At 72.5% G+C, this 26,228-nt stretch carries 21 protein-coding genes; 16 read left to right on the forward strand and 5 right to left on the reverse strand.

Annotation, left to right across the window (positions count from 1 at the left end; all coding sequences use genetic code 11):
* Position 1 precedes the first annotated feature (1 nt).
* Genes GPA10_RS13645 through GPA10_RS13660 form a run of 4 tightly spaced genes read left to right on the forward strand, consistent with a single transcriptional unit; the run spans position 2 to position 6,747 of the window.
* Positions 2 to 1,495 (forward strand): class I adenylate-forming enzyme family protein, encoded by a 1,494-nt coding sequence (locus tag GPA10_RS13645; protein WP_157165730.1) that lies wholly within the window; start codon positions 2 to 4, stop codon positions 1,493 to 1,495.
* The gene (locus GPA10_RS13650) at positions 1,492 to 3,024 is read left to right on the forward strand and encodes an aromatic amino acid ammonia-lyase (RefSeq protein WP_157165731.1); all 1,533 of its coding nucleotides are present in this window, start codon (positions 1,492 to 1,494) and stop codon (positions 3,022 to 3,024) included. The genes GPA10_RS13645 and GPA10_RS13650 overlap by 4 nt, the downstream gene beginning before the upstream one ends.
* Positions 3,005 to 4,912 (forward strand): ABC transporter ATP-binding protein, encoded by a 1,908-nt coding sequence (locus tag GPA10_RS13655; RefSeq protein WP_157165732.1) that lies wholly within the window; start codon positions 3,005 to 3,007, stop codon positions 4,910 to 4,912. The genes GPA10_RS13650 and GPA10_RS13655 overlap by 20 nt, the downstream gene beginning before the upstream one ends.
* Positions 4,909 to 6,747, forward strand: a complete 1,839-nt coding sequence (locus GPA10_RS13660) for a fatty acyl-AMP ligase (RefSeq protein ID WP_157165733.1) — start codon at positions 4,909 to 4,911, stop codon at positions 6,745 to 6,747. Before GPA10_RS13655 ends, GPA10_RS13660 begins: the two co-directional genes overlap by 4 nt.
* A gap of 36 nt (positions 6,748 to 6,783) precedes the next feature.
* Here GPA10_RS13660 and GPA10_RS13665 read toward each other — a convergent pair whose 3' ends face one another.
* Complete coding sequence (locus GPA10_RS13665; RefSeq protein WP_343040786.1) at positions 6,784 to 7,563, reverse strand: TylF/MycF family methyltransferase; 780 nt, start codon at positions 7,561 to 7,563, stop codon at positions 6,784 to 6,786.
* Positions 7,564 to 7,818: 255 nt separating this feature from the next.
* Here GPA10_RS13665 and GPA10_RS13670 point away from each other — a divergent pair, with 255 nt between their 5' ends.
* Both GPA10_RS13670 and lanKC read left to right on the forward strand, forming a co-directional pair.
* Entirely contained in the window at positions 7,819 to 8,523 is a 705-nt protein-coding gene (locus GPA10_RS13670; protein WP_157165734.1) for a GNAT family N-acetyltransferase, read from the forward strand.
* Between the two features lie 210 nt (positions 8,524 to 8,733).
* Positions 8,734 to 11,571, forward strand: a complete 2,838-nt coding sequence (gene lanKC / locus GPA10_RS13675) for a class III lanthionine synthetase LanKC (protein ID WP_157165735.1) — start codon at positions 8,734 to 8,736, stop codon at positions 11,569 to 11,571.
* 481 nt (positions 11,572 to 12,052) lie between these two features.
* Here lanKC and GPA10_RS13680 read toward each other — a convergent pair whose 3' ends face one another.
* On the reverse strand, positions 12,053 to 13,351 hold the full coding sequence (locus GPA10_RS13680) for an activator-dependent family glycosyltransferase (RefSeq protein WP_157165736.1): 1,299 nt from the start codon (positions 13,349 to 13,351) through the stop codon (positions 12,053 to 12,055).
* Positions 13,352 to 13,444: 93 nt separating this feature from the next.
* Between GPA10_RS13680 and rfbA the strand changes: the two genes are divergently transcribed.
* The 5 genes from rfbA to GPA10_RS13700 all read left to right on the forward strand — a co-directional run bounded on the left by rfbA (position 13,445) and on the right by GPA10_RS13700 (position 18,338).
* Entirely contained in the window at positions 13,445 to 14,317 is an 873-nt protein-coding gene (rfbA, locus tag GPA10_RS13685) for a glucose-1-phosphate thymidylyltransferase RfbA (RefSeq protein ID WP_343040787.1), read from the forward strand.
* A gap of 21 nt (positions 14,318 to 14,338) precedes the next feature.
* Positions 14,339 to 15,352: a dTDP-glucose 4,6-dehydratase gene (gene rfbB, locus GPA10_RS13690; RefSeq protein ID WP_157165737.1), complete on the forward strand. Its 1,014-nt coding sequence runs from the start codon at positions 14,339 to 14,341 to the stop codon at positions 15,350 to 15,352.
* 45 nt (positions 15,353 to 15,397) lie between these two features.
* Entirely contained in the window at positions 15,398 to 15,649 is a 252-nt protein-coding gene (locus GPA10_RS41705; RefSeq protein ID WP_058850588.1) for a hypothetical protein, read from the forward strand.
* On the forward strand, positions 15,646 to 16,965 hold the full coding sequence (locus GPA10_RS13695) for an activator-dependent family glycosyltransferase (protein ID WP_198351591.1): 1,320 nt from the start codon (positions 15,646 to 15,648) through the stop codon (positions 16,963 to 16,965). The genes GPA10_RS41705 and GPA10_RS13695 overlap by 4 nt, the downstream gene beginning before the upstream one ends.
* 98 nt (positions 16,966 to 17,063) lie before the next feature.
* Positions 17,064 to 18,338, forward strand: a complete 1,275-nt coding sequence (locus GPA10_RS13700; protein ID WP_198351592.1) for a beta-ketoacyl-ACP synthase II — start codon at positions 17,064 to 17,066, stop codon at positions 18,336 to 18,338.
* Between the two features lie 41 nt (positions 18,339 to 18,379).
* Here the strand turns inward: GPA10_RS13700 and GPA10_RS13705 are convergent, their stop codons facing one another.
* Positions 18,380 to 19,606 carry a class I SAM-dependent methyltransferase gene (locus GPA10_RS13705; RefSeq protein ID WP_157165739.1) on the reverse strand — a complete coding sequence of 409 codons (1,227 nt, stop codon included), beginning with the start codon at positions 19,604 to 19,606 and terminating at the stop codon, positions 18,380 to 18,382.
* A gap of 37 nt (positions 19,607 to 19,643) precedes the next feature.
* Entirely contained in the window at positions 19,644 to 20,258 is a 615-nt protein-coding gene (locus GPA10_RS13710; protein WP_058850583.1) for an LmbU family transcriptional regulator, read from the reverse strand.
* Positions 20,259 to 20,462: 204 nt separating this feature from the next.
* On the opposite strand from GPA10_RS13710, the gene GPA10_RS13715 reads away from it, so the two are divergent.
* Entirely contained in the window at positions 20,463 to 22,394 is a 1,932-nt protein-coding gene (locus tag GPA10_RS13715) for an FAD/NAD(P)-binding protein (RefSeq protein WP_157165740.1), read from the forward strand.
* Here the strand turns inward: GPA10_RS13715 and GPA10_RS13720 are convergent.
* Positions 22,378 to 22,809: a YjbQ family protein gene (locus tag GPA10_RS13720; RefSeq protein WP_058850581.1), complete on the reverse strand. Its 432-nt coding sequence runs from the start codon at positions 22,807 to 22,809 to the stop codon at positions 22,378 to 22,380. The genes GPA10_RS13715 and GPA10_RS13720 overlap by 17 nt on opposite strands.
* 276 nt (positions 22,810 to 23,085) lie before the next feature.
* Between GPA10_RS13720 and GPA10_RS44030 the strand changes: the two genes are divergently transcribed.
* The 4 genes from GPA10_RS44030 (at position 23,086) to GPA10_RS13735 (ending at position 26,226) form a co-directional block, all read left to right on the forward strand.
* Complete coding sequence (locus GPA10_RS44030) at positions 23,086 to 23,169, forward strand: putative leader peptide (RefSeq protein ID WP_350892797.1); 84 nt, start codon at positions 23,086 to 23,088, stop codon at positions 23,167 to 23,169.
* A gap of 246 nt (positions 23,170 to 23,415) precedes the next feature.
* Complete coding sequence (locus tag GPA10_RS13725) at positions 23,416 to 24,303, forward strand: ABC transporter permease (RefSeq protein WP_157165741.1); 888 nt, start codon at positions 23,416 to 23,418, stop codon at positions 24,301 to 24,303.
* Positions 24,276 to 25,082 (forward strand): ABC transporter ATP-binding protein, encoded by an 807-nt coding sequence (locus GPA10_RS13730; protein WP_157165742.1) that lies wholly within the window; start codon positions 24,276 to 24,278, stop codon positions 25,080 to 25,082. Before GPA10_RS13725 ends, GPA10_RS13730 begins: the two co-directional genes overlap by 28 nt.
* A gap of 91 nt (positions 25,083 to 25,173) precedes the next feature.
* Complete coding sequence (locus GPA10_RS13735) at positions 25,174 to 26,226, forward strand: ABC transporter substrate-binding protein (RefSeq protein ID WP_157165743.1); 1,053 nt, start codon at positions 25,174 to 25,176, stop codon at positions 26,224 to 26,226.
* Positions 26,227 to 26,228 lie beyond the last annotated feature (2 nt).

A 26,228-nucleotide genomic window follows, 5' to 3' on the forward strand; every position in this document is an offset into this window, starting at 1 on the left:
GGTGAGCCGTCCCGAGCACCCCGAACTGACCCCGCGTGAGCTCCTGGCCGCGGGCCCCGCGGACCCCCGCGTCAACGACCGCCCCTGGCTGGTGCGGTGGGACCTGCTCGACAGGGACCCGGGGGGCGCGGAGGACCCCGGGGACCTGGTGCGCCGGCTCCTCCCGCCCGCCCTGGACTTCCACACGTCCGGCACGACGGGGCCCAGCGAGTGCTGGCGGCGCACCCGCGACCAGCTCTGGTCCGAGGCGGGCATGCTGGCCGACCTGCTGCGGCCCGAACGCCCCGAAGCGGTCCTGTCGTTCGCGCCGCCCCGGCATGTGTACGGGGCACTCGCCACCCTGCTCGTGCCGGCCAGGCTGCGGATCCCCGTCTGGTACCGGCCGCAGTACTTCGGCGCCCTGCCGCCCTCGCCCGGCGGCCGCTGGGCGGTGATCGCGGTGCCGTGGGCGTTCTCGGCGCTGCGCCGCAAACGCCCGTGGGTCGACGCCCGCGAGCACGTCGCCGTCCTCCACAGCACCGCGATGCTGCCCTCCGCCGCGCGTGACTTCGTCCAGGAGGCGGGCGCAGGGCGGGTGTCGGTGCGGGAGGTGTTCGGGTCCACGGAGACGGGCGGCATCGCCTGGCGGCGGTGGGGGCCCGACGAGCCGCCGTGGGAGCTGTTCGACGACGTCGAACTCGACTTCGGCGCGCCCGGGACCGGCTTCAAGGACGCCACCGCCCGCGACCCCGGCTCCACCGCCCGCGCCCCCGGCTCCACCACCTGCGGCCCCGGCACCACCGGCGACGGCCCCGGCACCACCGCCGAAGGAATCGACACCACCGCCGACCGACTCGGCACCGGCTCCGGCGTGCCCAGCGCCGACCCCGGCGACCGTCCCGACCGCCCCGGCCGCCCGGACCGCTCCGTCCCCCTGACGGTCCGCAGCCCCCGGCTCGCCGCAAGGCCGGGGCACGCGCCGCTCGGCCGGTGGCAGACCGACGACCTCGTACAGCCCTGCGGGGCCCGCGGGTTCCGGTTCACCGGCCGGCACGGACGCATCGTGAAGATCAACGGCCGCCGGGTGGACCTCGGCGCCCTCGAACGTGCGCTGCGTGCCGTCGTCGACTGCGCCGACCTCGCGTGCCTGCCCGTCGCCGACGCGCTCAGCGGCGAGCACCTGGAGCTGTACGTCGTCCCCTCGCCGGGCAGCCGCCTCGACCGGGCCCGCGTCCGCGCGCTCGTCGCGGCCCACGACCTCACCGTCCAGCCGCGCCAGGTGCACGTGGTGGACCTCATCGACCGCACGGCCGACACGACCGGCACGGTCCGTTCGGTTCGCACGGACCGAACCGACCGAACGGACCGCACCGACCGCACCGACCGCACCGACCGAACGGACCGAACCGACCTAACGGACCGCACGGACCGCACGGACCGCACGGACCGCGCCGGGACGGGACCGCCGCCCCGCACCCACCCCGCAAGCCCCGCCGACGCAGGAGCCGCCACATGATCACCGACGTAGCCGAGTCGCCGAAGGAACGTCTGGCGGACATCCTGCGCCAGGCCCGCCACGATGCCCGGCTGCGCCCGTGCAGCCCCCTGGAGGCGGAGCGCATGCGGGCGGGCGCCGACCGGCTCGCGCGGGCCCTCGTGGACGAGGAGCAGGTGTACGGGGTCACGCGCGGCTTCGGCCCCCTGGTCGAGTACGCGGCAGCCGCCTCGGACACGGTGCAGGGCAGCGGGCTCATCGCCCACCTCGGCAGCGGGCAGGGGCGGCCTCTGTCCCCGCGGGCGTGCCGGCTGGTGGTGTGGATCCGGCTCACCAGCATGCGGCTCGGCCACTCGGCCGTGGCGCCCGAGTTCTGGGACGGTGTCGCCGAGTTGTGGAACCGGGGCTTCACCCCGGTGATCCCCCGGGACGGCACGGTCAGCGCGAGCGGCGACCTGCAACCCCTCGCGCACGCGGCGCTCGCCCTCGCCGGACAGGGCGAGGCATGGGCGCGCGACGACGCGGGCGAGTGGCGGGTGCGCCCGGCCGCCGACGTCCTCGCCGCCCTCGGTGCCCGGCCGGTGGCGTGGCGGGCCCGGCAGGCCCTTTCCTTCGTCAACGGCACCAGCGTGAGCCTCGCCGTCACCCTGCTGAACCACCGCGAGGTGCTGCGCCTGGCCCGCGCGGTCGCCGCGCTCACCGCGCGGGCGGTCACCCTGCTCGGCGCGAGCCCGCAGGCGTACCACCCGGGGGTTGGTCATGTCCGCGGCCAGACGGGGCAGTCGGTCGCCGCCCGGTGGATCAGAGAGGACCTGCCGGACGGCCACCGCCGTGCTCCGGCACGCCCCTTGCAGGAGCCGTACAGCCTGCGGTGTGCGCCTCAGGTGATCGGTGCCGTCGTCGACCAGCTGTCCGTCCTGGAGGACATCCTGGTCCGCGAGGCGGTCGGCTGCACCGACAACCCGGTCTACTACGAGGGCGAGTTCCTGCACGCCGGCAACTTCCACGCGATGCCGGTGGGCCTGGCGTCGGACCAGATCGGCCTGTGCCTGCAACAGATCGCTTTCCTCGCCGAGCGTCAACTGGCCCTGCTGTGCCTGCCCGAGACCAACGGCGGTCTGCCGCCCATGCTCACGCCGACGCCCGGCAGCGGCAGCGGACTCGCCGGGGTACAGCTCAGCGCCACCTCGTTCGTCGCCCGCATCCGCCAGCTCGTCTATCCGTCGGGCCTGACCGCGCTGCCCAGCAACGGCCTGAACCAGGACCATGTGCCGATGGCGCTCAACGGCGCGAACGCCGTGAGTGACGCCGTCGAGCAGGCCTGGCTCGTCGTGGGTTCGCTGGGCGTCGCGCTCGCGCAGTACGCGGCGCTCTCGGGGGCCGCCGCCGAGCCGGGCGCCTGGGCCGAACTGGCCGCCGTCTCACCGGCGCTCGCCGCCGACCGGCCGCTGGCCCCCGAGGTGCGGGCGGCCCGCGACGTCCTCGCGCACCGGTCCGCGGAGCTCATCGAGCAGGAGGAGGAGAGCGCAGATGCTGGGTACGGTGCCTGAGGCGGCCCGCGAGCCGGACGCACGCGAGGAGCACGGCCCCGAACCGCCCGCGGAGACGGGACGGCCCGCGATCCTGCGGGCCGAGGCCTGGCGCGACATGCTCCGCTATCTGCGGCCGCAGCGCAGGCTCATCCTGGTCGGCGGCGGCCTGTCCCTGCTCGGCGGCTTCTCCGGTCTGATCCAGCCGGTGATCGCCAAGTCCGTGGTGGAGAACCTGGAGTCGCGCACGCCGGTCATGTCGGCGCTGATCGCCCTGACCGCCCTGGTGCTCGTGTCGGCCGTGGTGGGCGCCATCGGGACGTTCATCCTGATGCGGGTCTCCGAGTCGGTCGTCCTCAGCACGCGCCGCGAGGTCATCCGGCGGGTGCTGTGGCTGCGGGTGTCCGAGACGGACAAGATCCCGCCCGGCGACCTGATGTCGCGGGCCACCGCCGACACCACCCTGATGCGCAGCGCCGTGACGACCGCGATCGTGGAGACCGTCAACGGCTCGGTGATGCTGGTGGCGATCCTCGTCCTGATGGGCTTCATGGACTGGGTGCTGCTCCTGACGACGCTGGCCGTCGTGCTGCTCGGCGGCGTGCTCGTCGCCACCGGGCTGCCCCAGCTGGAGAACGCCGCCCGGCGCGCCCAGGAGGGCGTGGCCGAACTCAGCACCGCCCTGGAACGGGCGCTCGGCACCTTCCGCACCATCAAGGCGTCCGGCGCGGAGGAGGCCGAGGCGGAGATCGCCGAGCGGGGCGCGCGCCACGCCTGGCAGCACAGTCTCAAGGTGGCGCGGCTCGACTCCCTCGTCGGCGCCTTCATCACCGTGACCATCCAGGTGGCGTTCCTCGCCGTCCTCGGTGTCGGCGGTGCCCGTGTCGCGTCCGACGCGATGAGCCTGGGCAGCCTGATCGCCTTCCTGCTCTACCTCTTCTACCTCGTGCCGCCGCTGGGCGCGCTCGTCACCGCGATGATCCGGTTCAACGTGGTCGCCGCCGCGATGTCCCGGGTCGGCGAGCTGCTGCGGCTGCGGACCGAGCCGTACAGCCCGGCGCCGGTGCGGCCGGTGCCCGGACGGGACGCGGCGGCGGCCGGACGGGACGCTCCGGTGCCCGCCTCGGTCACGTTCGAGGACGTCGTGTTCCGCTACCCGGGCGAGGGGCCGGTGGTGCACCACGGCATCAGCTTCGAGGTGCCCGCCGCCGGCATGACCGCCTTCGTGGGGCCCTCCGGGGCCGGGAAGTCCACGGTGTTCTCCCTGATCGAGCGGTTCTACGAGCCGCAGGGCGGCACGGTGCGCCTGGACGGCCGGGACATCCGCGACCTCGACCTCGGCGAGCTGCGCGGCGCCATCGGCTACGTCGAGCAGGACGCGCCGGTCCTCGCCGGCACCATCCGCGACAACCTGTGCATCGGCATGCCGTACGTCGAGGAGGGCGAGCTGCGCCGCGTCGTCGGGCAGGCCCGGCTCGACGGACTCGTCGACCGGCTTCCGCACGGCCTCGACACCGAGGTCGGCCACCGGGGCACCAAGCTGTCGGGCGGTGAGCGCCAGCGCGTCGCCGTGGCCCGCGCGCTGCTGCGCCGCCCCCGGCTGCTGCTCCTGGACGAGGTCACCTCGCAGCTCGACGCCCGCAACGAGAACGCGCTCCGCGAAGTCATCACCGGCATCACGGCGCAGACCACCGTCGTGGTGGTCGCGCACCGGCTCTCCACGGTCAGCATGGCCGACCGGATCGTGGTGATGGACGGCGGCCGCATCCGGGCCGTCGGCACCCATGAGGAGCTCCTGAGCGAGGACGCCCTGTACCGCGAACTCGCCGCCACGCAGATGCTGCTGCCCGTGTCCGAGCCCGCGGCGACCACCGTCCGCGCGAACGACATCCTGGGAGAGGGCCCATGAGTATTCCGCCCATGAGCGCGGGCACGACCCGCACCGGGGACGCGTCGGCCACCGGCTCCGTGTCCGCGCACGCGTCGGCCACCGGTTCCGCCCCCGGGGACGCGTCGGCCACCGGCTTCGTACTCGACACGCTCGGGCCCGCCCCTGTCGGCCTGGAGTACCTGGCCGACACGGTGCGCCGGTTCGCCGTCGAGCGCGGCGACGCGCCCGCCCTGACGGTGCTCGGCGACCGCCGGGTGCGCGGCCGGACCCGGCGCACCGAGACCGTCGTGACGCTGACGTACCGGGAGGTGGACGAGCGGGCCCGCGCGGTCGCGGCCGAGTTGCAGGCGACGTGCCCGCCCGGGACGAGGGCGGCGGTCCTGTGCCCGCACGACGAGCACTATGTGACCGCGTTCCTCGGCTGTCTGTACGCGGGCGTGATCGCGGTGCCGCTGTACGCGCCGGAGCTGTTCCGCAGCCAGACGCGGCTGCGTGCGGTCCTGCGGGACAGCACGCCCGGCTGCGTCCTGACGACGGCACCCGTGCGGTCCGCGGTGCGCGCGGCCCTGGACGGCACGGGCCGCAGGTACGGTCCCGTACTGCATGTGGACGAAGCCCCCACGCACCGGGCGCAGAAGTGGCGGCGGCCGCCCGCGGCCCCCGACGACGTGGCGTACCTCCAGTACACGTCGGGTTCCACCGGGGCGCCCGCGGGGGTGCGGGTCACCCAGGCGAACCTGGCCGCGGCGGCCCACCAGATGCGCTCGCGCTTCATGCCGGCGCGCACGGCCGTGTCCTGGGTGCCGCTGTTCCACGACATGGGTCTGATCTGCGCCGTCGCGAGCCCCCTCAGCGCGGGCATGCACATGGTGCACCTCAGTCCGATGGGCTTCCTGCACCGCCCCCACCGCTGGCTGCGGGCGCTGTCCGACTATCGCGCCGACTGGACGGTCACCCCCAACTTCGGTCTCACCCACTGCGTGCGCCGCGTCGGAGCCGAGGAGGCGGCGACGCTGGACCTCAGCCGGCTGCGCGCCCTCGCCATCGGCGGCGAGCCGGTGCACGCGCAGGCGGTGGCGGCGTTCGTGGAGGCCTTCGCGGGAGCGGGGCTCGACCCGCGCGCACCGGTGCCGTGCTACGGCCTGGCGGAGGCCACGCTGTCCGTGACGATGACGCCCAACGGCACCGGCGCGCTGAGCCGGCACTTCGACCGTGCGGCCCTCACCGCGGGCCGGGTGCTGCCCGTACCGCCGGGGCCGGACTCCGTGCGCCTGGTGAGCAACGGCACGCCGGTGCCCGGGGTGTCCGTGCGGATCGTCGACCCGGCGACCGGCGAGGAGGCCCCGGGGCGGGTCGGCGAGATCCGTGTCAGCGGCCCCAACCGCACGGACGGGTACTGGGAGGCACCGGAGCGGACGGCGCGGGTGTTCGCCGACGGCTGGCTGCGGACCGGCGACTGGGGCTTCCGGCACGAGGGCGGGCTCTACGTCGTCGGGCGCTTGGACGACGTCATCATCGTCCGGGGCCGCAACCACTATCCGGAGGACATCGAGGCCACGGTCGAGTCGGTGGCGCCGGTCGCGGCGACGGCCGTCGGCGTGGCGGGCGATCCGACGGCGCGCCTCGTCGTCCTGATGGAGGCCGACACGGCGATGACGGTCCTGCCGGCGCCCGACCGGGCGTCCCTCGCGGAGCGCGTCCGGCAGACCGTGAGCCGTCAGCACGGGCTCGCCGTCCACGACGTGGTCGTCGTCCGCAGGGGGACGCTGCCGCGGACGACGAGCGGGAAGATCCAGCGCGGTCTGTGCAGACGGCGCTACCTGGCCGGGGACTTCGCATCGCCGCGCCCCTGAGAGGCGTGTCCGTACGCCGCGCCTTGAAAGACGTGTTCAGCGGGTGCGCCGCCAGTAGACACCGACCCCGTCGATCTCCTCGATGGGGTCGGTGATGCCGTGCTCCTTGCGGTACTGGTAGACGGCGACCCGGCAGGGAGGCAGCGCGCGGTAGTCGTCGACGATCACATAGCCGCCGATCGACAGCTTCGGGTAGAGGTGCACCAGGGCGTCCGTCGTGGACTCGAACAGGTCGCCGTCCATGCGGAGCACGGCGAGCCGCTCCACGGGGGCGCCGGGCAGCGAGTCGCGGAACCAGCCCGCAAGGAACCGCACTTGGTCGTCCAGGAGGTCGTAGCGGCGGAAGTTCTCGCGCACGGTGTCCTGCGAGACGCCGAAGACGTCGTTGAAGCGGTACAGCGGCGCGAGGTCGTCGCCCGGATACTTCTCCGGGTCCCCCTTGGGGATGCCCTCGAAGGAGTCGGCGACCCAGACCGTGCGGTCCTTCACGTCGTACGCCTTGAGGATCGCCCGCATGAAGATGGTGGCCCCGCCCCGCCAGACCCCCGTCTCGATGAGGTCGCCGGGGACGTCGTCCATGAGGACCCGCTCTACGCAGGCGTGCACGTTGTCGAGGCGCTTCCCGCCGATCATCGTGTGCGCCACACGGGGTATGTCCCGGCCGCCGGACCTGAGTTCCGCGCTGTACTCGATGCCGGGCAGTCCGGCGTCGAAATCCTTGTCGCGCACCCAGCCGTGCGCGTTGTCCTGGTAGATGGTGTTGGCGACGACCTTCTTCATGAGGTCCAGATACAGATCGCGGGAATGTGTGAGCACAGCGCCCCCTCGTCGATTCCTTCGATTCCGTCGATCCCCTGGATTCCGTACGGAGAATCGACAGCAGTGTGACACCGGCGCGTCCCGCCGGCGAGACAAAGCGCGGGGCCCCCGGCATACGGAGGCACCCGCAAACACGCAACCGCACCCGGAGGCACCCGGAGAGGCGGCCGGCGAAACGGAATCCGTGCGGATGGTTGACGGCCGTCGGACCCGGGGCAACGATGGCAGCACTCACCGGGAAAGCAGGAATTCATGACCATCGAGACGCCCGAGACGCCGGGGACGAGCAATCCCCTTCGCGTCGGTCGCCGTGTGGAGCTCGCGGCGGCGACCGCCGCCGATTACGAGCAATTCACCGAATGGCTGCGCCCCGACGGTGATGTCGCCGCACTGACCGGCGACGTCGCCGAGCGGGTCACCGTGGACGGACTGCGGGCCGACGCCGCGTCAGGGGCGCGCTTCTGCACGATCCGTGCCCTGGACGGCGAGCGTCTCGGCATGGTCAAGTTCCACCGCGTCGGGGCCGCCAGGGACACGACGTTCGAGCTCAGCGGCGCCATCGGGAGCAGCGGCCGCTGGGCGCGCGGCTATGGCGCCGAGGGCTTCGGCCTCGTCGTGGAACACCTCTTCGAGGATCTGGGCGCGCACCGGCTGCAGTTCTGGGTGGGCCTCTTCAACGAACCGATGCTGCGGATGGTGATGCGCACGCGGTTCTTCGTCCTCGAAGGCGTCCTCAGGGAACGCAAGTTCTTCGACGGCGAATATCACGACGTGGCCATGTGGTCCATGCTACGCCATGAGTACGAGGCGTTGTTCGTCCGCGGCGAATGGGAGGGCGGTCCCGGACCGCAAGCCTGGTTCGACACGGCCAGCGAATCGAAGAGCACGGCCCGGAAGTCGCTCGCGGAATATCTCAGGCGGGCTCCGGCAACGGCACTCACGCCCTTCGCGGAATGAACTGGGAGTTCGCTCCCCTCGTTCTTCCTTGATCGACCTTTCCTGATCGACCTTTCCTGATCGAACCAGCTCTGCGCGAACCATCTCGGAGCGAACCAGTTCCCAACGAACCAGTTCTGATCGAAACCTCCACGAGGCGATCACCACGACGGCCGCACGACCGCGGCGGCCCGCCGATCCCAGGAATTCCGCCGGAGGTGTTCCGTGTCCGTGGACTGGTCCATCTACACCCTGACGGACCCGGTGTTCTTCGAGACCCCGGCGCGGTCCGTAGCCGCCGAGCACCTGGTGCCTGCCGCCTTCGCACCGCTTCCCGACGGCTGGCGGCACACGGCCGCCCGCGTCTGGGACATGTACCGCCACGAGCGGTCCGCCGAGCCCGACCAGGGCTGGAAGATCCATGTCTCGGCGACGTACGACAACGCCGCTCAGGTCCTGGACACCGTCGCCGAGCACTGCCTGCGGGACCGCGTGGCCTTCAAGCACCTGCGCGGCCGGGCCCTGCTCGACGCCATGAACTCCAAGTACGCCCCGCGTCCCGCGGGCGGCAAGTTCATCGCCGTCTACCCGCGTGACGAGGACGCCTTCGAGAGCTGCGCACGCGCCCTCGACCGGAGCCTCGCGGGCAGCGCGGGACCGTACGTCCTCACCGACTGCCGCTGGGGGGAGGGACCCGTCCACTTCAGGTACGGCGCCTTCCGTGAGCGCTGGTGCTGGACGGACGACGGCGGGCTCGTGCTCGCCCGCGCCGGAGCCGGCGGACGCCTGGTGCCGGACCGCAGGCGGCCCGTGTTCGAGCTGCCCGAGGGCGTGCCGGTGCCGGAGTTCCTGCGTCCGCACATCGACCGGCGTTCGGCCCCGAGCGGTGAGTTCGGCTACGAGGTGCGGCAGGCGCTGCACTTCTCCCACGCCGGTGGCGTGTACGCGGCGGTGCGCCGCGACGACGGCCGCCGCGTGGTCCTCAAGGAGGCGCGGCCGCACACCGGCCGGGACGGCGCGGGCCGCGACGCCACGGCGCGCCTCGCGCACGAGAAGGACGTGCTCGACCGGCTCGCCGCCGTCCCCGGTGTCCCGCGCGCCCACGAGCTGTTCGACTTCGGCGGCCACGGCATGCTGGCGATGGAGCACCTGGACGGCATCCCGCTCCAGCGCTGGATGGTGCGGCACCATCCGCTGATCAACTGGGCCGCGCACTCCCCCGAAGGCCTGCGCGACTACGTCCGGCGCGCGGAGGCCCTGCACGCCGAAGTCGCCGCGCTGGTGCGGCGCGTGCACGCCGCGGGGTTCGTGTACGGCGATGTGCACCCGGGCAACGTGCTGGTGGAGGAGGGGGACTCCGGCGAGGAGGAGGACTCCGGCGAGCGGGACGACGCGGTCGACGTCGCCCCGAGGGTGCGGCTCGTCGACTTCGAGATGGCCTTCCCCGTCGGCGAGGACACCCGCCCCACGCTCGGCTACCCGGGGTTCACCGCGCGCCGCAAGACCGGCACTGCCGTCGACGAACACGCCCTGGCGGTGCTGCGCCTGTGGCTGTACCTGCCCCTCGTGACGTCGCTCGGCATGTGCCCCGACAAGGCGGGGCACTTCGCCGCCGTGGCGGCACACCGATTCCCGCTGCCTGTCGGCTTCGCCGCGTCGGTCACGGCGTCACTGGCAGAGCCGGGCGAGCCGGAGCCGGGCGGGGCGCCGGAACCGGGCGAGGTGCCGGGACCGGGTGGCGGAAGGAAGTCGCGCGACGGCCGCCCGGACACACCGGTGACACCGAGCCGCGTGGCCGCGGTCGCCGACGTCCCGCTCGACAACCACCCCGACGACTCCGCCGCCTGGGCGGCCGTCCGTGCGTCCATGGCGCGCGCCGTCCACGCCGCCGCCACGCCCGACCGCGACGACCGGCTCTTCCCCGGCGACCCGAGCCAGTTCACCGAGGCGCCCGGCGCCTTCGCCCACGGCGCGGCGGGCGTGCTGTGGGCCCTGTCCGTGGCGGGCGGCGAACGCGACACCGCGTACGAGGAGTGGCTGCTGCGGGCGGCCCGCGCCGACCACGTCCGGCCCGGCTTCCACGACGGCGCCCACGGCGTCGCCCATGTGCTCCACCACCTCGGGCACCACGACGCGGCTTTGGATCTGGTCGACCGCGCCCGCCCCGGTGTCGAGCAGGCGACCGACGTGTCGCTGTACGGCGGCCTCGCGGGCGTCGGCCTCAACCTGCTGCACTTCGCGGCGGGCGACCCGGAGCACCCCTGGCTCAAGGACGCCCACGAGCTGGCGACGCGCGTCACCGCCGCCCTCGACGACGGCGGGCCGCACGGCGTCGACCGGGCCCGTACCACGCCCGGCACCCAGGGCGGCCTGCTGCGCGGGTGGTCCGGCGTGGGCCTGTTCCTGCTGCGGATGTACGAGGCCACGGGCGAGGACGCGTACCTGCGGCACGCGCTGCGCGCCGTGCACCGCGACCTGGATCTGTGCGTCCCGCGCGAGGAGGGCGCGCTGCACGTCGACGGCGGCTTCCGCTCGCTGCCCTATCTCGACGTCGGGTCGGTGGGCATCGGCATCGTGGCCGACCTGCTGTGCGACCACACGGACGACGCCCGGCTCCGGGACGCGCTGCCGGGCCTCGCCCTCGCGACGCGCGCGCCGCTCACCGTCGAGAGCCAGCTGTTCAACGGGCGGGCCGGACTGCTGGCGGCGGCGCACGCGCTGCGGCGGCACCTGCCCGCGGCCGACGCGTCCGACGAGTCAGCGGCCGACGCGGCCGGCGAGCCCGCTGTCAACGAGCCCGCGGCCGACGCCGTGGCCGAGCATCTGCGCGCCCTCGACTGGCACGCCCTGGCCCACCGCGGGCACGTGGCGTTCCCCGGGCAGGGCGGGCTGCGGCTCTCCATGGATCTGGCGACCGGCAACGCGGGAGTGCTCGCGGCCCTGGCGTACGTCACGGCCGACGGGCCGCCCCCGCTGCCGTTCCTGCGCCGTGCGGCGGCGCCCACGCTTCCGGCGGACGACCGCCGCCGGTTCCGCGGCGATGGCCCGGAGGGGGGTGACACCGCATGAACGTTCTGGAGCTCCAGGAGCTGGAGACGTCGACCCTCGACGACGAGCTGCTCGGCAGCACCGGCAGCGTGGGTTGCTGACCCGGTCACGGGGCGGCGACCCGAGCGCGGCCACTGATGCGAGCGCGGTCACCGACCCGAGCGCCGACGGGACCCACCAGGACGCCGTGGGGCGGCGCCGCAGCTGCCGTACGCCACGACGGAGACGACACTTCCGGCGGACGTCCACCGCCGGTCCCCACGACCGTCAGGAAGGAGGTGACACCGCATGAACGTTCTGGAGCTCCAGGAGCTGGAGACGTCGACCCTCGACGACGAGCTGCTCGGCAGCACGGGCAGCGTGAACTGCTGACCCGTCGGGACACCGCACCCGGACCGAGAGGGCCGCAGCGGCAGTCCACCGCGGCCACCAGCCGGGCCGACTGACCCGGCGCCGGTGGGGGGTTCCCGGGTCCGGGAACCCCCCACTCACCGCACCGTACTCACTCCCTTCCCATGCCGCCCCCGTGCCGTTCGGTCAGCCGGACGAGCGCGGGGACGACATCGGCGGCGCTCGGCATGGCGTGCATGTCGGCACGCAGGCGCCGGGCGCCCTCGGTGAAGGAGGCATCCGTGAGCATCCGCAGGACCTCGCGGGCGACCCGTTCGCCGGTCGCCTCAGCCACCGGCACGTCCACCCCGGCCCCGTACGCGGCCAGGCCCCTCGCCAGGATCGGGGCGTCGATCTCCTCGGCGACGGCGAGTTGGGGCACCGCGTGCAGCGAGGTCGTCCCGATCGTGCCGAAGCCGCCGTGGTGGACCATCACCGCGCACGTCGGCGCCAACGCCGCGAGCGGCACGAACTCCTCCACCCGCACCCGCCCCGCCACCGCCCCCAACTCCCCACGGATCCCGTCCGCCCCCGCCACCGCCGCCACGACCTCCACATCCAGCTCCGCCAGCGCCCTGAGGATTTCCACCACCGACACCGCGTACCCGGCCAGCCGCTCCATCGCACTGAGCCCCAGCGTGAACCCCACCCGGGGCCGCACCGGCGCCTCCCACAACCACCGCGGCACCACCGACACACCGTTGTACACACCGAACCGCATCGGCATGCAGGCGACTTCGGTCCGCAGCCGGAACGCCTCGGGCAGTTGGTCGACCGTGAACTGCCCGGTCGTCAGCTCCTCGTCGAAGCCCACTCCGAAGCGCCCCGCACACGCCTCCAGCCACTCACCCAACGGATCGCCACCGGACCCGGCAGCAACAGCTGTTGAGACACCCTCCTCGGCCAGCAGCCGCACGAACTGCTCCCGCACCCGCCCGAAGAAATCCACCCCCCACGTCAACCGGCCGTGCGCCGCACCACAAGCCCGCGCCGCCACCGCCCCCGCGAAAGTCCCCGGCTCCCACACCACCAGATCAGGCCGCCACCACCGGCACAGACCCACCAGATCATCCACCATCGGCTCGTTCACCAACCGGAACCACCACGGCACCACATCCGCGTAACCCGACCGCAGATACGACAACGACAACGACTCACCCGCCACGTCCGCCACATCGAACGGCGGCAGCGCCGACCAGCGCGCGTCGCCGTGGCGGGACCTCAGGACCCGCCACAACTGGTGGTCGCGGCCGACCGCCACGGCGGTCAGCCCGGCCCGGGTGATCTCCGGGACCAGCTCCGGCTGACTCGCCACCCGCACCTCGTGACCGGCCGTGTCCAGGGCGTGTGCCAGCGAGACCATGCTGAAGAAATGCGTGCGCACGGCATAGGCAGTGAAAAGGATCCGCATGTGCCCGTCCTCCGAATATCGCGCAGGGTGCGCCGCGGTTCTGCAAGGCGGCCGCCATAATCCGATGCACAGCATGACCCAACGGGAGGAAAGGTGAAAGGGATAGTGCTCGCGGGAGGCACGGGCAGTCGCCTGCTGCCGATAACGGCCGGCACCTCGAAACAACTGCTTCCGATCTACGACAAGCCCATGATCTTCTACCCTCTTTCCGTTCTGATGCTGGCCGGGATCCGGGACGTACTGATCATCGCCGCACCCGCGTCCATGCCCGCCATGCGCGGGCTGCTGGGCGACGGAGCACGGCTCGGAATGAATCTCAGCTATGCGGAACAGCCCGAGCCGCGCGGTATCGCGGATGCCTACATCATGGGCGCGAAGCATGTCGGGAACGAGCGCTCCGCGCTTATACTCGGCGACAACCTGTTCCACGGGGCAGGTTTTCAGGATCTTTTGCGTGAGGCCCGGGAGAAGACCGGAGGATGTACGCTCTTCGGTTATCCGGTGGCCGATCCCGAACGCTACGCGGTCGCCGAGACCGATGCCCAGGGAAATCTGATCGGAATCGAGGAGAAGCCGTCCCGCCCGGTGTCCAACAATGCCATCACGGGACTCTATTTCTATGACAGCGACGTCGTGGAGCTGGCCCGCGGGCTGCGGCCGTCACACCGCGGCGAACTGGAGATCACGGATGTCAACAAGCTCTATCTGGAGGCCCACCGCGCCCGTCTCGTGCCTTTGGGGCGGGGCTTCACCTGGCTCGACGCAGGCACGTTCCGGTCCCTGCTCGACGCCAGCCAGTACGTCCAGGTCCTGATGGACCGCCAGGGCGTACGGGTGGCCTGCGTCGAGGAGATCGCGCTGCGGATGGGGTTCATCAGCGCCGCGCAGTGCCACGAACTGGGCCTGGCCATGGGCCATTCGGGTTACGGACGGTACGTCTGCGATGTCGCGGCATCCATGGCGTGACCGGCGAGGGGGAGGCTGCACATGCGGGTACTGGTGACCGGCGGCGCCGGATTCATCGGGTCGACCTTCGTACGGCGCATGCTCGCGGGCGCGTACGCGGGCTTCGAGGACGCCGAGATCACGGTCCTGGACAAGCTGACGTACGCGGGCAACCTGAGCAGTCTCGCCGGGGTCCTCGACCATCCGCGGCTGCGCTTCGTACGGGCCGACATCTGCGACCGTGACGCCGTGGAGCGGGCGGTGGCGGGCACGGCGACCGTGGTCCACTTCGCCGCGGAGTCCCACGTGGACCGCTCGCTCCTCGACGGGGACGCGTTCGTCTCCAGCAACATCGTCGGCACCTACGAACTGCTGCGTGCCGCGCGGGACGCCCGCGTCGGCCGCTTCGTGCTCGTCTCCACGGACGAGGTGTACGGCGAGACCGAGACGGCCTCCTGGGCCGAGGACTTCCCGCTGCGCCCCAACTCGCCCTACGCGGCGTCGAAGGCGTCGGCGGAACTGATCGCCCGGTCCTTCCACCGGACGTACGGCCTGCCGGTCTGCACCGCCCGCGCCTCCAACACCTACGGCCCCCGCCAGTTTCCCGAGAAGCTGATCCCGCTCTTCGTCACCAACCTCCTGGACGGTCTGACCGTGCCGCTGTACGGCGACGGCTCACAGGTGCGCGAGTGGATCCACGTCGACGACCACTGCCGGGGCATCGCCCTGATCGCCGACGCGGGCCGGCCCGGCGAGTCGTACAACGTGGGCGGCGGCACGGAGATCTCCAACGCCGCCCTCACCGGACTGCTCCTGGAGTCCCTCGGCGCCGACTGGTCCCGGGTGCGTTTCACCGAGGACCGCAAGGGCCACGACCAGCGCTACTCGATCGACTGCCGGAAGATCCGCGAGGAGCTCGGCCACCGACCGCGCGTCGCCTTCCGCGAGGGGCTGCTCGACACCGTGCGCTGGTACACGGACCACCGCGACTGGTGGCAGCCGCTCAAGCACGGCGGCAGCCCGGTAGCGGCCGCCCTGGCCGCGAAATCCCACTGAACCCACCCGTTCGAGCACGACCCGACACAGAAGGGGCCCACGGAGATGGACCGGGCAGCAGCCGTCAGGCAGGAGATCCAGACCTTCATGGATCAGTACTACGCGCGCGAGGAGGGCGCCACGGAGGGCGCGGAGATGTACGACATCGACTCCTTCACGATGGTGCAGCTCGTGCTGTACCTGGAGGACAAGTTCGACGTGGTGATCCTGGAGGAGCTGCACGACTTCGCGGGCGGCGACTTCGACGCCTTCGCCGCGTTCGTCGCCACCAGCGGCCGGGAGAACGATGCGGCGTGAGCCGGATCCTTTTCGTCCTCTACGCGGAGAAGACCCACCTCTTCATCCAGGTCCCGCTGGCAAGGGCCTTCGCGGCGGCCGGTCACGAGGTGCGGGTGGCGAGTCAGCCGGAGCTGGTCCCGGAGATCACCCGGGCCGGGCTGACCGCCGTGCCCGTCGGCCGCGACCACGCCATGGGGCGGCTGCTCACCCTGCGCCCGGAGTTCCGCAGCCGCTTCGGCGGCAGCGATCTGCCGCCGTTCGATGTGGCGGACGTGGCGGGTGAGTCGTTGTCGTTGTCGTATCTGCGGTCGGGTTACGCGGATGTGGTGCCGTGGTGGTTCCGGTTGGTGAATGAGCCGATGGTGGATGATCTGGTGGGTCTGTGCCGGTGGTGGCGGCCTGATCTGGTGGTGTGGGAGCCGGGGACTTTCGCGGGGGCGGTGGCGGCGCGGGCGTGTGGTGCGGCGCACGGCCGGTTGACGTGGGGGGTGGATTTCTTCGGGCGGGTGCGGGAGCAGTTCGTGCGGCTGCTGGCCGAGGAGGGTGCTGGAACGGCGGTTGCTGCCCGGCCCGGTGACGACCCGTTGGGTGAGTGGCTGGAGGCGTGTGCGGGGCGGTTCGGAGTGGGTTTCGACGAGGAGCTGACGACCGGGCAGTTCACGGCGGACCTGCTGCCCGCGCCCTTCCGGCTCGACACGTCGATCAACTACGTACCGGTCCGCTACGGCGTCTACAACGGTGTGTCGGTGGTGCCGCGATGGTTGTGGGAGGCGCCGGTGCGGCCCCGGGTGGGGTTCACGCTGGGGCTCAGTGCGATGGAGCGGCTGGCCGGGTACGCGGTGTCGGTGGTGGAGATCCTCAGGGCGCTGGCGGAACTGGATGTGGAGGTCGTGGCGGCGGTGGCGGGGGCGGACGGGATCCGTGGGGAGTTGGGGGCGGTGGCGGGGCGGGTGCGGGTGGAGGAGTTCGTGCCGCTCGCGGCGTTGGCGCCGACGTGCGCGGTGATGGTCCACCACGGCGGCTTCGGCACGATCGGGACGACCTCGCTGCACGCGGTGCCCCAACTCGCCGTCGCGGAACAGCTCGACGCGATCTGGCTCGCCCGCGGGGTGTCCCGGTACGGGGCCGGGGTGGACCTGCCGGTGGCTGAGGCGACCGGCGAACGGGTCGCCCGCGAGGTCCTGCGGATGCTCACGGATGCCTCCTTCACCGAGGGCGCCCGGCGCCTGCGTGCCGACCTGCACGCCATGCCGAGCCCCGCCGAAGCCGTACCGCACCTCATCCGTCTCGCCGACCGCCACCGGACGAAGAACGACCGAAGGCAGGCCTCATGACCACCGCACCCCGACACCGGGAAGACACGTACGCGCAAGCAGCGAACGCAGCAGTGCCGAACGCAGCAGTGCCGAACGCGGAAGCTGCGAACGCGGAAGTGCCGACCACGGAAGCAGCCACCGCGGAGGACGGGAGCGCACCGGACCGGCGCGTCGTCGTCACCGGCCGCGGCGTGGTCTCACCGCTCGCACCGAACTGGCCCGACACCTGGGCGGCCCTGCTCGCGGGCAGGAGCGGCATCGGCGACATCACCGGCTTCGACGTCCAGGACCTGCCGGTCCGCATCGGCGGCGAGGTCCCCGGCTTCGTACCGGAGGACCACATCGCCCGGCACGTCGTCCGGCGCACCGACTGGACCGTCCAGGCCGTCGTCGCCGCGGCCCGCATGGCGCTGCGGGAGGCGGACATCGAGATCGACGAGGTCCTCGCACCGCGGGTGGGTGTCGCCGTGGGCTCCATCATCGGCTCCACGCGTGTGGCGTCCCGCAACGCCATGGCCATGCGCGACGAGGGCTACGCCGCGGTCGGCCCGCAGGTGTTCCCCACGATGGGCATCAGCTCGGCGGCGGAGGTCTGCCTGGAACTCGGCTGCCGCGGCCCGTCCGCCGAACTGGTCGCCGCCTGCGCCACCGGGACGGTGTGCGTCGGGGAGGCCGCGGCCTGGATCCGCGAGGGCCGCGCCGACGTGGCGGTGGCAGGCGGCATGGACGCCTTCGACCGCCTCGAACTCGCGGCCGCCGCGCGGGCCCGGGTGCTCTCGCGCAGGACCGGGGACCCGGCGGCCGCGAGCCGCCCCTTCGACCGGGGCAGGGACGGCTTCGTCATGGGCGCGGGCGCCGGGGTCCTGGTCCTGGAGAGCGCCGCGCACGCCCGCCGCCGCGGCGCCACCGCCCTCGCCGAGGTGGCGGGCTACGCGTCCACCACCGACGCCCACCACCTCACGGCCCCCGCGCCCGACGCGGGCCAGGCTGCACGCGCGATGCGGGCCGCCCTCGCGGCCGCCCGCGCCGCACCGGCGGACGTCGGCTACATCAACGCGCACGGCACCGGCACCCGCCTCAACGACGACACGGAACTCACCGCGATCCGCCAGGTGTACGGCGACCACGCCCCGCGCGTCCCGGTGAGCTCGACGAAGAGCATGACCGGGCACATGCTGGCGGCGGGCGGCGCGGTCGAGGCCGCCGTCGTCACGGAGGTCCTGCGCACGGGTGCCGTGCCGCCCACCCTCAACTGCGACGACCCGGAGGATCCGGCGCTGAACTTCGTCGCGCACACCGCCCAGGAACACGACGTGGACCTCGGTGTCAGCCACTCGTTCGGCTTCGGCGGCCACAACGCGGTACTGGTCCTGCGCCGCCTGCGGGGCTGAGCCCTGCACGGTGCCGGGCCCGCCCCGCCCGCGGGGCGTGCTCAGTCCACCCGTACCCCGGGCACATACCGGATCCAGCGTCCGCCCGCCGCGCGGAACGCCTCCTCCTTCGCCATGATCTCCTCCGCGTGGTTCCACGCGAACAGCACCGCGTAGCGCGGACGGGCGTCGGCGAAGCGCTGGGGCGGCACGACGGGGATGTGGGATCCGGGGGTGAGCCGCCCCTGCTTGGCGGGCGTGCTGTCGGTGACGTACGCGATCAGGTCGGGGCCGATGCCGCAGTAGTTGAGCACGGTGGCGCTCTTGGCGGTGGCTCCGTAGCCGACGACCTCCTCGCCCCGGGCCCTCAGGTCGCGCAGGAGCCCGGTCAGGTCGGCGCGTGCCGTGCGGACACGGTCGGCGAACGCCTCCAGGGTGGGGCGGGCGGTCAGCTCGGCGGCCTCCTCGGCGGCCAGCAGGTCGCCCACGGCCGCGGAGCGCTCGCGGACGCCCTCACGGACGAGGGTGTAGCGCACTTCGCCGCCGTGCACGGGCAGGCGCTCGACGTCGACGAGTTCGAGTCCGTGGCCGCGCGCCATCGCCGCCACCGAGCGGGCGGTGAAGTAGTAGAAGTGCTCGTCATAGATCTGGTCGAACGACGTCTGCCGCACGATGTCGGCGAAGTACGGGTCCTCGAAGACGAACACCCCGTCCGGGGCGAGGAGTTCCCGTACGCCGTCGAGCACGGAGCCCATGTACGGGATGTGGCACAGGGTGTTGGCGGCGTAGATCACCGCGGCCCTGCCGTCCTCGGCGAGGATCGACCGCGCGGTGGCCTCCTCGAAGAAGTCCTTCCGCACCCGGATTCCGCGTGCCGCGGTGATGTCGGCGACCGAACCCGACGGTTCCACGCCCAGATGCCGGACACCGGCTTCCGCGATCGTCCTCAGCATGACGCCGTCATTGCAGCCGAGTTCGACGATGAACGCGTCGTCCGCGGTGAGTTCCGTCGCGAGGAAGTGTTCGGCGACCCGCCGGAAGTGTTCCCGCATATGGGCGGAGCCCGAGGAATGGTAGGGGTAATCCTCGTGGAACATGCGCGCACGCGCCACCTCGTGCAGGAGTTGGACCATCGTGCACGCGGAACAAGCACCGACGACCAGCCGGTAGAAATGTTCCGGTGCCGTCGATCCGGGCGGCAGGAAACAGTCCGACACCGGCTGTTCGCCGAAGTCCATGAAAGCGGTGACCTCACCGCCGCAGATGCGGCACACGGCAGACTCCGGCATGTCCCTCTCCTCCGTGAAAACGGCCGGGCGAGCTGAATCACTCAGAGGCTACGGACGGATCGGGAAGAGCGGAACGGTCCGCGTCGTCGACGGCTTCGGGGCCGAGCGCGGTGGCGGCGGCCTCGTCGACTTTTCTGATCATCCAGTCGTTGAGGTCGCTCGCCATGTGCTGCGCGGCCTTCTCCCAGCGGTCGCACTGTTCGGCGGACGCGGTCACCTGTACGTCCTCCGTGGCCACCGCGACGGCCCGCCCGCCGCGCGCGACCCGCAGGTGTCGTCGCAGCTCATTGCGGGACCAGGCGAGCATCTCGGCCCGCTCCAGCCAGCGGTCCTGCTCCTCCGCGGGCAGCGCGGCGACCTCGGCGTGGTGTTGCAGACTCAGTCCGTCCCGCCGGCGGGACGGCGGGAACTTACGGGCGATCCAGGCGTAGTTGCGCAAGGTCTGATAGTCGAGCGAGGTCTGCTCGATCGCGTCGCGATAGCGATTCGGATAGCTCTGCTGGCCGAACACGAGCCAGTCTCCCAGCCACCACGCGGACGAGTCGTTAATCGCGAAGATCTGCTCACCGATGGTTTTCCAGTGTTCCAATGGCAGATACTCGGGCAGGGAAAGCGAGGACCTTCGGGTGCGGGCCCGGTCGTCGACGGTCAACTTCTCTTGCGGACCATGGGTGTCGGAAGTGGGATGTCGCGTATTCGGCATCGTGCTGTCTCCCCCGGCGACGGCTCATCATGATGCGATTCGAGCGGTCAGTAAAGAAACAGTAATGAGCGGTCGCGAGGGACACAAGAGGAAGGGCGTGTTCTCGGCCGTGCCCCGTCGTGCCGTCAGATCGTCGCTCCGGTGGGAGAGGTCATGAACGAGGATCGCAGCGTTCCGCGGGCAGCCGTGTGCATCATCGGGGCGGGCCCGCGCGGCACATCGGTCCTGGAACGCATCGCGGCCAATGCGCCGGAGATCCTTGGCGACCGGGAATTCGCGATCCATCTCGTGGACCCGTTTCCCCCGGGCTCCGGCCGTACCTGGCGGACGACGCAGAGCGAACTGCTGTGGATGAACTCCGCCGCCGAGCAGGTGACGATGTTCCCCGGCACCTCCGTACGCTGCGCCGGGCCCGCCCGTCCGGGGCCCACCACGGGACGCTGGCTCCGGGAGAGCGGGCGCGGGCCGCTGCACGACGACCGGTACGCCTCACGCCCCGCGCAGGGCCGATATTTGCAGGAGTTTTTCCATCTCGTACGTGCCCGGCTGCCTCCGAACCTGCGTCTGCACGTGCACCGCGCCACCGCCGTGGACGTGCGCCACCCGGGCGCGGCCCACCAGTGCGTGGTCCTCGACGGCGGCCTCGCGGTGCCCGCGCCCCAACTCGTCCTCGCCCAGGGCCACACGGACGTCGAGACCGACCGCCCCCATGGCCTCGTGCGCATCGGCCCCGCGCGTGCCGACGAGGCCGAACTCGGCCGGATACCCGACGGCGCCCCCGTCGTCGTCCGCGGCCTCGGCCTGGTCTTCGTCGACTGTCTGCTGCTGCTCACCGAGGGCCGCGGCGGCCGCTTCGCGCGCTCCCGCCACGACGGCCGTCTCCACTACCGCCCCTCGGGCCGGGAACCCCTGCTGTACGCGGGCTCGCGCCGCGGCGTCCCCCCGTACCCCAAACCCGCCCACGACCTCACCGCGCCCGCTCCGCCCCCGCGCCACCTCACCGCCGCGGCCTGCCGCGCGCTGCTGCGCCGGCCCGGATTCGACTTCGACCGCGACGTGTGGCCCCTCGCCCTCCAGGAGCTGTGCCGGGCGTACTACCACGAGCTGTTCACGGCCCACCCCGAACGCACCCGCATGGACCGGGCCGCGTTCGCCGCGCAGTACGAGCACTTCGCGTGGCACGACGACCGGGCCGCCAAGCTCGTGCGCGCCGCCGTCCCCGACCCCGACGACCACTTCGACCCCGACCACCTCACCGATCCGCTCGCGGGGCTCCGCCGCGTGGGTCCGCTCGCGCTGCAACAGCGGGTGCGCGCGCACCTGCGCGACAGCGTGCGGCGGCGGCGCGATCCTCGGCACAGCGCGCACGTGGCCGTGGTCCGCGCGCTCGGCACGGTCGGCGGTGTCCTCGGGGAGCTGTACAACGGGGGCGAACTCCCGCCCGCGGCCGCCGCCGCCGCGCTGCGCCGCTTCTCCGTCGGTGCCTTCCTGAGCAGCGGCCCGCCGCCACTGCGGATGGAGCAGCTCATCGCGCTCAGCGAGGCGGGCGTCGTCACCTTCACCGGCCCCGGCACGACCGTGACCGCGGAGGCCGGACACGCGGGGGTGGCCCACGACGTGGACGATCACACCGAGGTGGCCCACGACGTGGACGCTCGGGCCGGGGAGGCCCGCACCGCTGCGGCGCACGCCGCAGCGGCCCGCGCCGTCTTCCGCGCGTCGAGCCCGCGCGTGCGAGCCTCGTACACGGCCCGGATCCTGCTCGACGCCCGACTGCCCGACCCCGATCTCGCCCGCACCGCCGACCCCTTGCTGCGCCGGCTCCTCACGGCCGGCCACATCAGCGAGGAGACGGCCCCCGACGCCTCCGGCCGCCCCCGCGCCACCGGGGCCGTACGCGTGCGTGACGGGCACCCCGTCGACGCGGCAGGGCGCGCCCAGGGCACCTGGTACCTCGCGGGCCCCGAGCAGTTCCCGCACGCGGACACCGACGCGGGCTTCTTCCGGCGCAACGACGAGATCGCCCGCGCGGTCCTGCGGCACGCGGCGGGCGGAGGGCCGCGGCGAGTCAGCCGAGGAAGCTGAGGCGCACCTGGCGGTCCGGGTTGTCCTTGTTCGTGTCGACCAGGCACACCGACTGCCAGGTGCCTAGCTCCAGGGCGCCGCCGATCACCGGCAGCGTCGCGTGCGGGGCGATCAGGGCGGGCAGCACATGGTCGCGGCCGTGGCCGGGGCTGCCGTGGCGGTGCTGCCAGCGGTCGTCGGCGGGCAGCAGGGTGTGCAGCGCGGCGAGGAGGTCGGAGTCGCTGCCCGCGCCGGTCTCCAGGACGGCGACGCCGGCTGTGGCGTGCGGGACGAAGACGTTGAGCAGACCGTCGCGTCCACGGGCCGCGTCGCGCAGAAAGCTCTCGCACTCGTGGGTGAGGTCCACGACCGTCTCCGCGGAGCCGCTCTGGACGTTCAGGATCCGGGTGGTGAAGGCACCTGACGTGTCGTTCATGTCTCCCATCCTGCACCAGCCTGCACCGGTCCGGCGGCTCGGTCCTGCATGTGCGCAGCGTTCGGTCCTTGCCCGTTCCGGCGATCCGGTCCTGCACCGGTCCGGCGATCCGGTCCTGCACCGGTCCGGCGATCCGGTGCTGCTCCGGTCCAGCGATCCGGTCCGGCGATCCGGCGACTCCGCGCAGCGGAGCGGTGGTCCCATTCAGCGATACGGGATGTCCGCCGATCGAGACACCGTTGACCGTACGCGGACGAGATCGCTACGTTTCGGCGCATGTTGCGTTCAGCTCTGCTCACTTCGCGCGGTCACATCGACCTGCTGCGGGTGGCCTCCTCCGCGTGTCGCCGCGGCTGCTGACGCGCCTCCTTCTCCTCCCCCGCTTCCTCCGGTGCCTCCTTCGGCGGTGCATCCTCCGGGCCGTTTTCCGCCGTGCCCCGGTGCTCCGTCACGCCGTGCCGGGCACTGAAGCGTTTCCCCCACGCTGAGCACCCCTCTCGCGCCGCGTGCGCCGAGCGGCGCCGAGTCACTCTCCGCGTAACGCGTAACGCGTAACGCGTAACGCGTACCGCGTACCGCACGCACCCCGCCCTGCCCTGGAGCGCCATGAGCATCAGTCATGCCCCACCGCCATCCACCACACCCGACATATCACTGGAAAAGACCACCTCGCCTGCGCCTCCGCCCGCCCCCGACCTCGTTGCCCTGGTCGCGTCCTCGTCGCGCCGGACCCGCGTCCCCCGCTGGCTGCGCCGCACCACGGGACCCGTCCTGCTGCTCGGCCTGTGGCAACTCCTCAGCGCCACCGGGGTCCTCGCCCCCGACGTGCTCGCGCCGCCCGGGACCATCGCCCGTGTCGCGGGGGACCTGATCGAGGACGGTTCGCTGACCACCGCCATGGGCGTGTCGCTGCAGCGCGTCGCCGTCGGGCTGCTGCTCGGCACCCTCGTCGGCACCGGGCTCGCGCTCGTCTCCGGTCTCTTCCGCGTCGGTGAGGACCTGGTCGACGCCAGCGTGCAGATGCTGCGGACGGTGCCGTTCGTGGGGCTCATCCCGCTGTTCATCCTCTGGTTCGGCATCGGCGAGACACCCAAGATCGCCGTCATCACGCTCGGTGTGTCGTTCCCGCTCTATCTGAACGTGTACGCGGGCATCCGCGGCGTCGACTCCCAGCTCATCGAGGCCGGGGAGTCCCTCGGTCTGTCCCGGTGGGGCCTGGTCCGGCAGGTGATCCTGCCCGGCGCGCTCCCCGGCGCCATGACCGGACTGCGGTACTCCCTGGGCATCGCCTGGCTCGCCCTCGTCTTCGCCGAACAGATCAACGCCGACTCCGGCATCGGCTTCCTGATGGTCCAGGCACGGGACTTCCTGCGGACCGACGTCATCGTCGTCTGCCTGATCGTCTACGCCTTCCTCGGCCTGCTCGCCGACTTCGTGGTCCGCACTCTCGAAAGGCTGCTCCTGCAATGGCGACCGACGTTCACCGGCCGGTGACCGGCAACCCCTCGGGGCCCGACGCCGCCGGACACCCCCGCGAGACCGCCACCGCCGTACGCGTGGACGGCCTCACCCGCGCCTTCGACGGCCGGCCGGTCATCGACCGCCTCCACCTGGACGTGCGCGCCGGGGAGTTCGTCGCCCTGCTCGGCCGCAGCGGCTGCGGCAAGTCCACCCTGCTGCGCGTCCTCGCCGGGCTCGACCGCGACATCGAGGGCACCGTCCTCGTCCCGCGCCGCAAGGCCGTGGCGTTCCAGGCGCCCCGCCTCATGCCCTGGAAGCGGGTGTGGCGCAATGTCCTGCTCGGGCTGCCCGGCAAGCCGGAGCGGGCCCGCGCGGAGCAGGCCCTCGCGGAGGTCGGGCTCGGCCACCGCGCGCAGGCCTGGCCCAAGACCCTGTCCGGGGGCGAGGCCCAGCGTGCGTCGCTGGCCCGCGCGCTGGTGCGCGAACCGGATCTGCTGCTCCTCGACGAGCCGTTCGGCGCCCTGGACGCGCTGACCCGGGTCAAGGCCCAGCGCCTGGTCGACGAGTTGTGGCAGCGCCGCGGCTGCGCCGTGCTGCTCGTCACGCACGACGTGGAGGAGGCGGTGCTGCTCGCCGACCGCGTCCTCGTCATGGACGAGGGGGTCATCGCCCACGAGCAGCGGATCGACCTGCCGCGGCCCCGTGACATCGCCGACCCGCGGTTCGCCGCGCTCCGTGCGGGACTGCTCGAACGCCTCGGGGTGGAGGCACCGGCCGTCGCCTCCCCCGGCACCGAGGCCCACGCGGCCTGACACCGCCGTCCCGCCCTCCACCGTCCACCGCCCGCCACCCCCGCACTCCGCAAGAGCCGCACCCGACATCCCCGAGAACGGATCCGTGCCCATGCCTCGCCGCTCACGCCGACGCCTCGTCCCCCTGCTGCTCCTCCCCCTGGCCCTGCCGCTCGCCGCTTGCGCGGGGACCTCCTCCGCCCATTCCTCCAGTGGTGGCCTCGGCGGTGGCACCACCGACGGAAAGGGGTCCCTCACCCTCGACATCGGCGACCAGAAGGGCGGTTCGGAGGCGGTCCTGCGGGCCGCGGGAGAGCTCGACGACCTCACGTACAAGATCAAGTGGTCCACGTTCACGTCCGGGCCGCCGCTCCTCGAAGCGGTGAACGCCAAGGCCGTCGACATCGGCGCGGTCGGCAACACGCCTCCCGTGTTCGCCGCGGGCGCGGGCTCCAGGATCTCCGTGGTGGCGGCGACCCACGGCACCGCGCACGGCGAGGTGATCGCCGTACCGAAGGACTCGAAGCTGCGCGGCACCGCCGACCTCAAGGGCAGGTCCGTCGCGGTGGCGCAGGGCTCGTCCGCGCACTACCAGCTCATCGCGTCCCTCAAGAAGGCCGGCCTGACGCTCGAGGACGTACACGTCAAGTACCTCCAGCCCGCTGACGCGCTCGCGGCCTTCAGCGCCGGCAAGGTGGACGCCTGGGCGGTGTGGGACCCGTACACCTCCCAGGTCCTGCGCGGCGGCAAGGCACGGGTGCTCACCGACGGCGAGGGCCTGGTCAACGGGCTCAGCTTCCAGGTCGCCGCGCCCGGCGCGCTCCAGGACAAGGAGAAGTCGAAGGCGATCGACGACTATCTGCGGCGGCTGCGCAAGGCCCAGGACTGGGTCTTCGAGCACCCCGAGGCGTGGGCGAAGGTCTGGGCGAAGGACACAGGGCTGCCGTACGAGGTGGCGCTCGACGCCGTCAAGCGCACCAACGGCACCCGCGTCCCCGTCGCCGTGGACCGCGCCGCCATCGCCTCCGAGCAGCGCATCGTCGACACCTTCGCGGACCTGAAGCTCATTCCGCGCCGCGTCGACTTCGCCGAGTTCACCGACACCCGGTTCAACGGCTCGCTGCCGCCCTCCACCACCGCTCCCCGCACCTACAAGGAGTCCTGAGC

This window comes from Streptomyces typhae (assembly GCF_009755605.1).
Taxonomy (GTDB): domain Bacteria; phylum Actinomycetota; class Actinomycetes; order Streptomycetales; family Streptomycetaceae; genus Streptomyces; species Streptomyces typhae.

Coding starts and splice junctions, on each gene's coding strand:
- GPA10_RS13660 (WP_157165733.1), top strand. CDS start 4,909: ATGAGTATTCCGCCCATGAGCGCGGGCACGACCCGCACCGGGGACGCG.
- rfbB (WP_157165737.1), top strand. CDS start 14,339: ATGCGGGTACTGGTGACCGGCGGCGCCGGATTCATCGGGTCGACCTTC.
- GPA10_RS13680 (WP_157165736.1), bottom strand. CDS start 13,351: ATGCGGATCCTTTTCACTGCCTATGCCGTGCGCACGCATTTCTTCAGC.
- GPA10_RS13650 (WP_157165731.1), top strand. CDS start 1,492: ATGATCACCGACGTAGCCGAGTCGCCGAAGGAACGTCTGGCGGACATC.
- GPA10_RS13655 (WP_157165732.1), top strand. CDS start 3,005: ATGCTGGGTACGGTGCCTGAGGCGGCCCGCGAGCCGGACGCACGCGAG.
- GPA10_RS13735 (WP_157165743.1), top strand. CDS start 25,174: ATGCCTCGCCGCTCACGCCGACGCCTCGTCCCCCTGCTGCTCCTCCCC.
- GPA10_RS41705 (WP_058850588.1), top strand. CDS start 15,398: ATGGACCGGGCAGCAGCCGTCAGGCAGGAGATCCAGACCTTCATGGAT.
- GPA10_RS13705 (WP_157165739.1), bottom strand. CDS start 19,606: ATGCCGGAGTCTGCCGTGTGCCGCATCTGCGGCGGTGAGGTCACCGCT.
- GPA10_RS13715 (WP_157165740.1), top strand. CDS start 20,463: ATGAACGAGGATCGCAGCGTTCCGCGGGCAGCCGTGTGCATCATCGGG.
- GPA10_RS13730 (WP_157165742.1), top strand. CDS start 24,276: ATGGCGACCGACGTTCACCGGCCGGTGACCGGCAACCCCTCGGGGCCC.
- GPA10_RS44030 (WP_350892797.1), top strand. CDS start 23,086: ATGTTGCGTTCAGCTCTGCTCACTTCGCGCGGTCACATCGACCTGCTG.
- GPA10_RS13725 (WP_157165741.1), top strand. CDS start 23,416: ATGAGCATCAGTCATGCCCCACCGCCATCCACCACACCCGACATATCA.
- GPA10_RS13670 (WP_157165734.1), top strand. CDS start 7,819: ATGACCATCGAGACGCCCGAGACGCCGGGGACGAGCAATCCCCTTCGC.
- GPA10_RS13720 (WP_058850581.1), bottom strand. CDS start 22,809: ATGAACGACACGTCAGGTGCCTTCACCACCCGGATCCTGAACGTCCAG.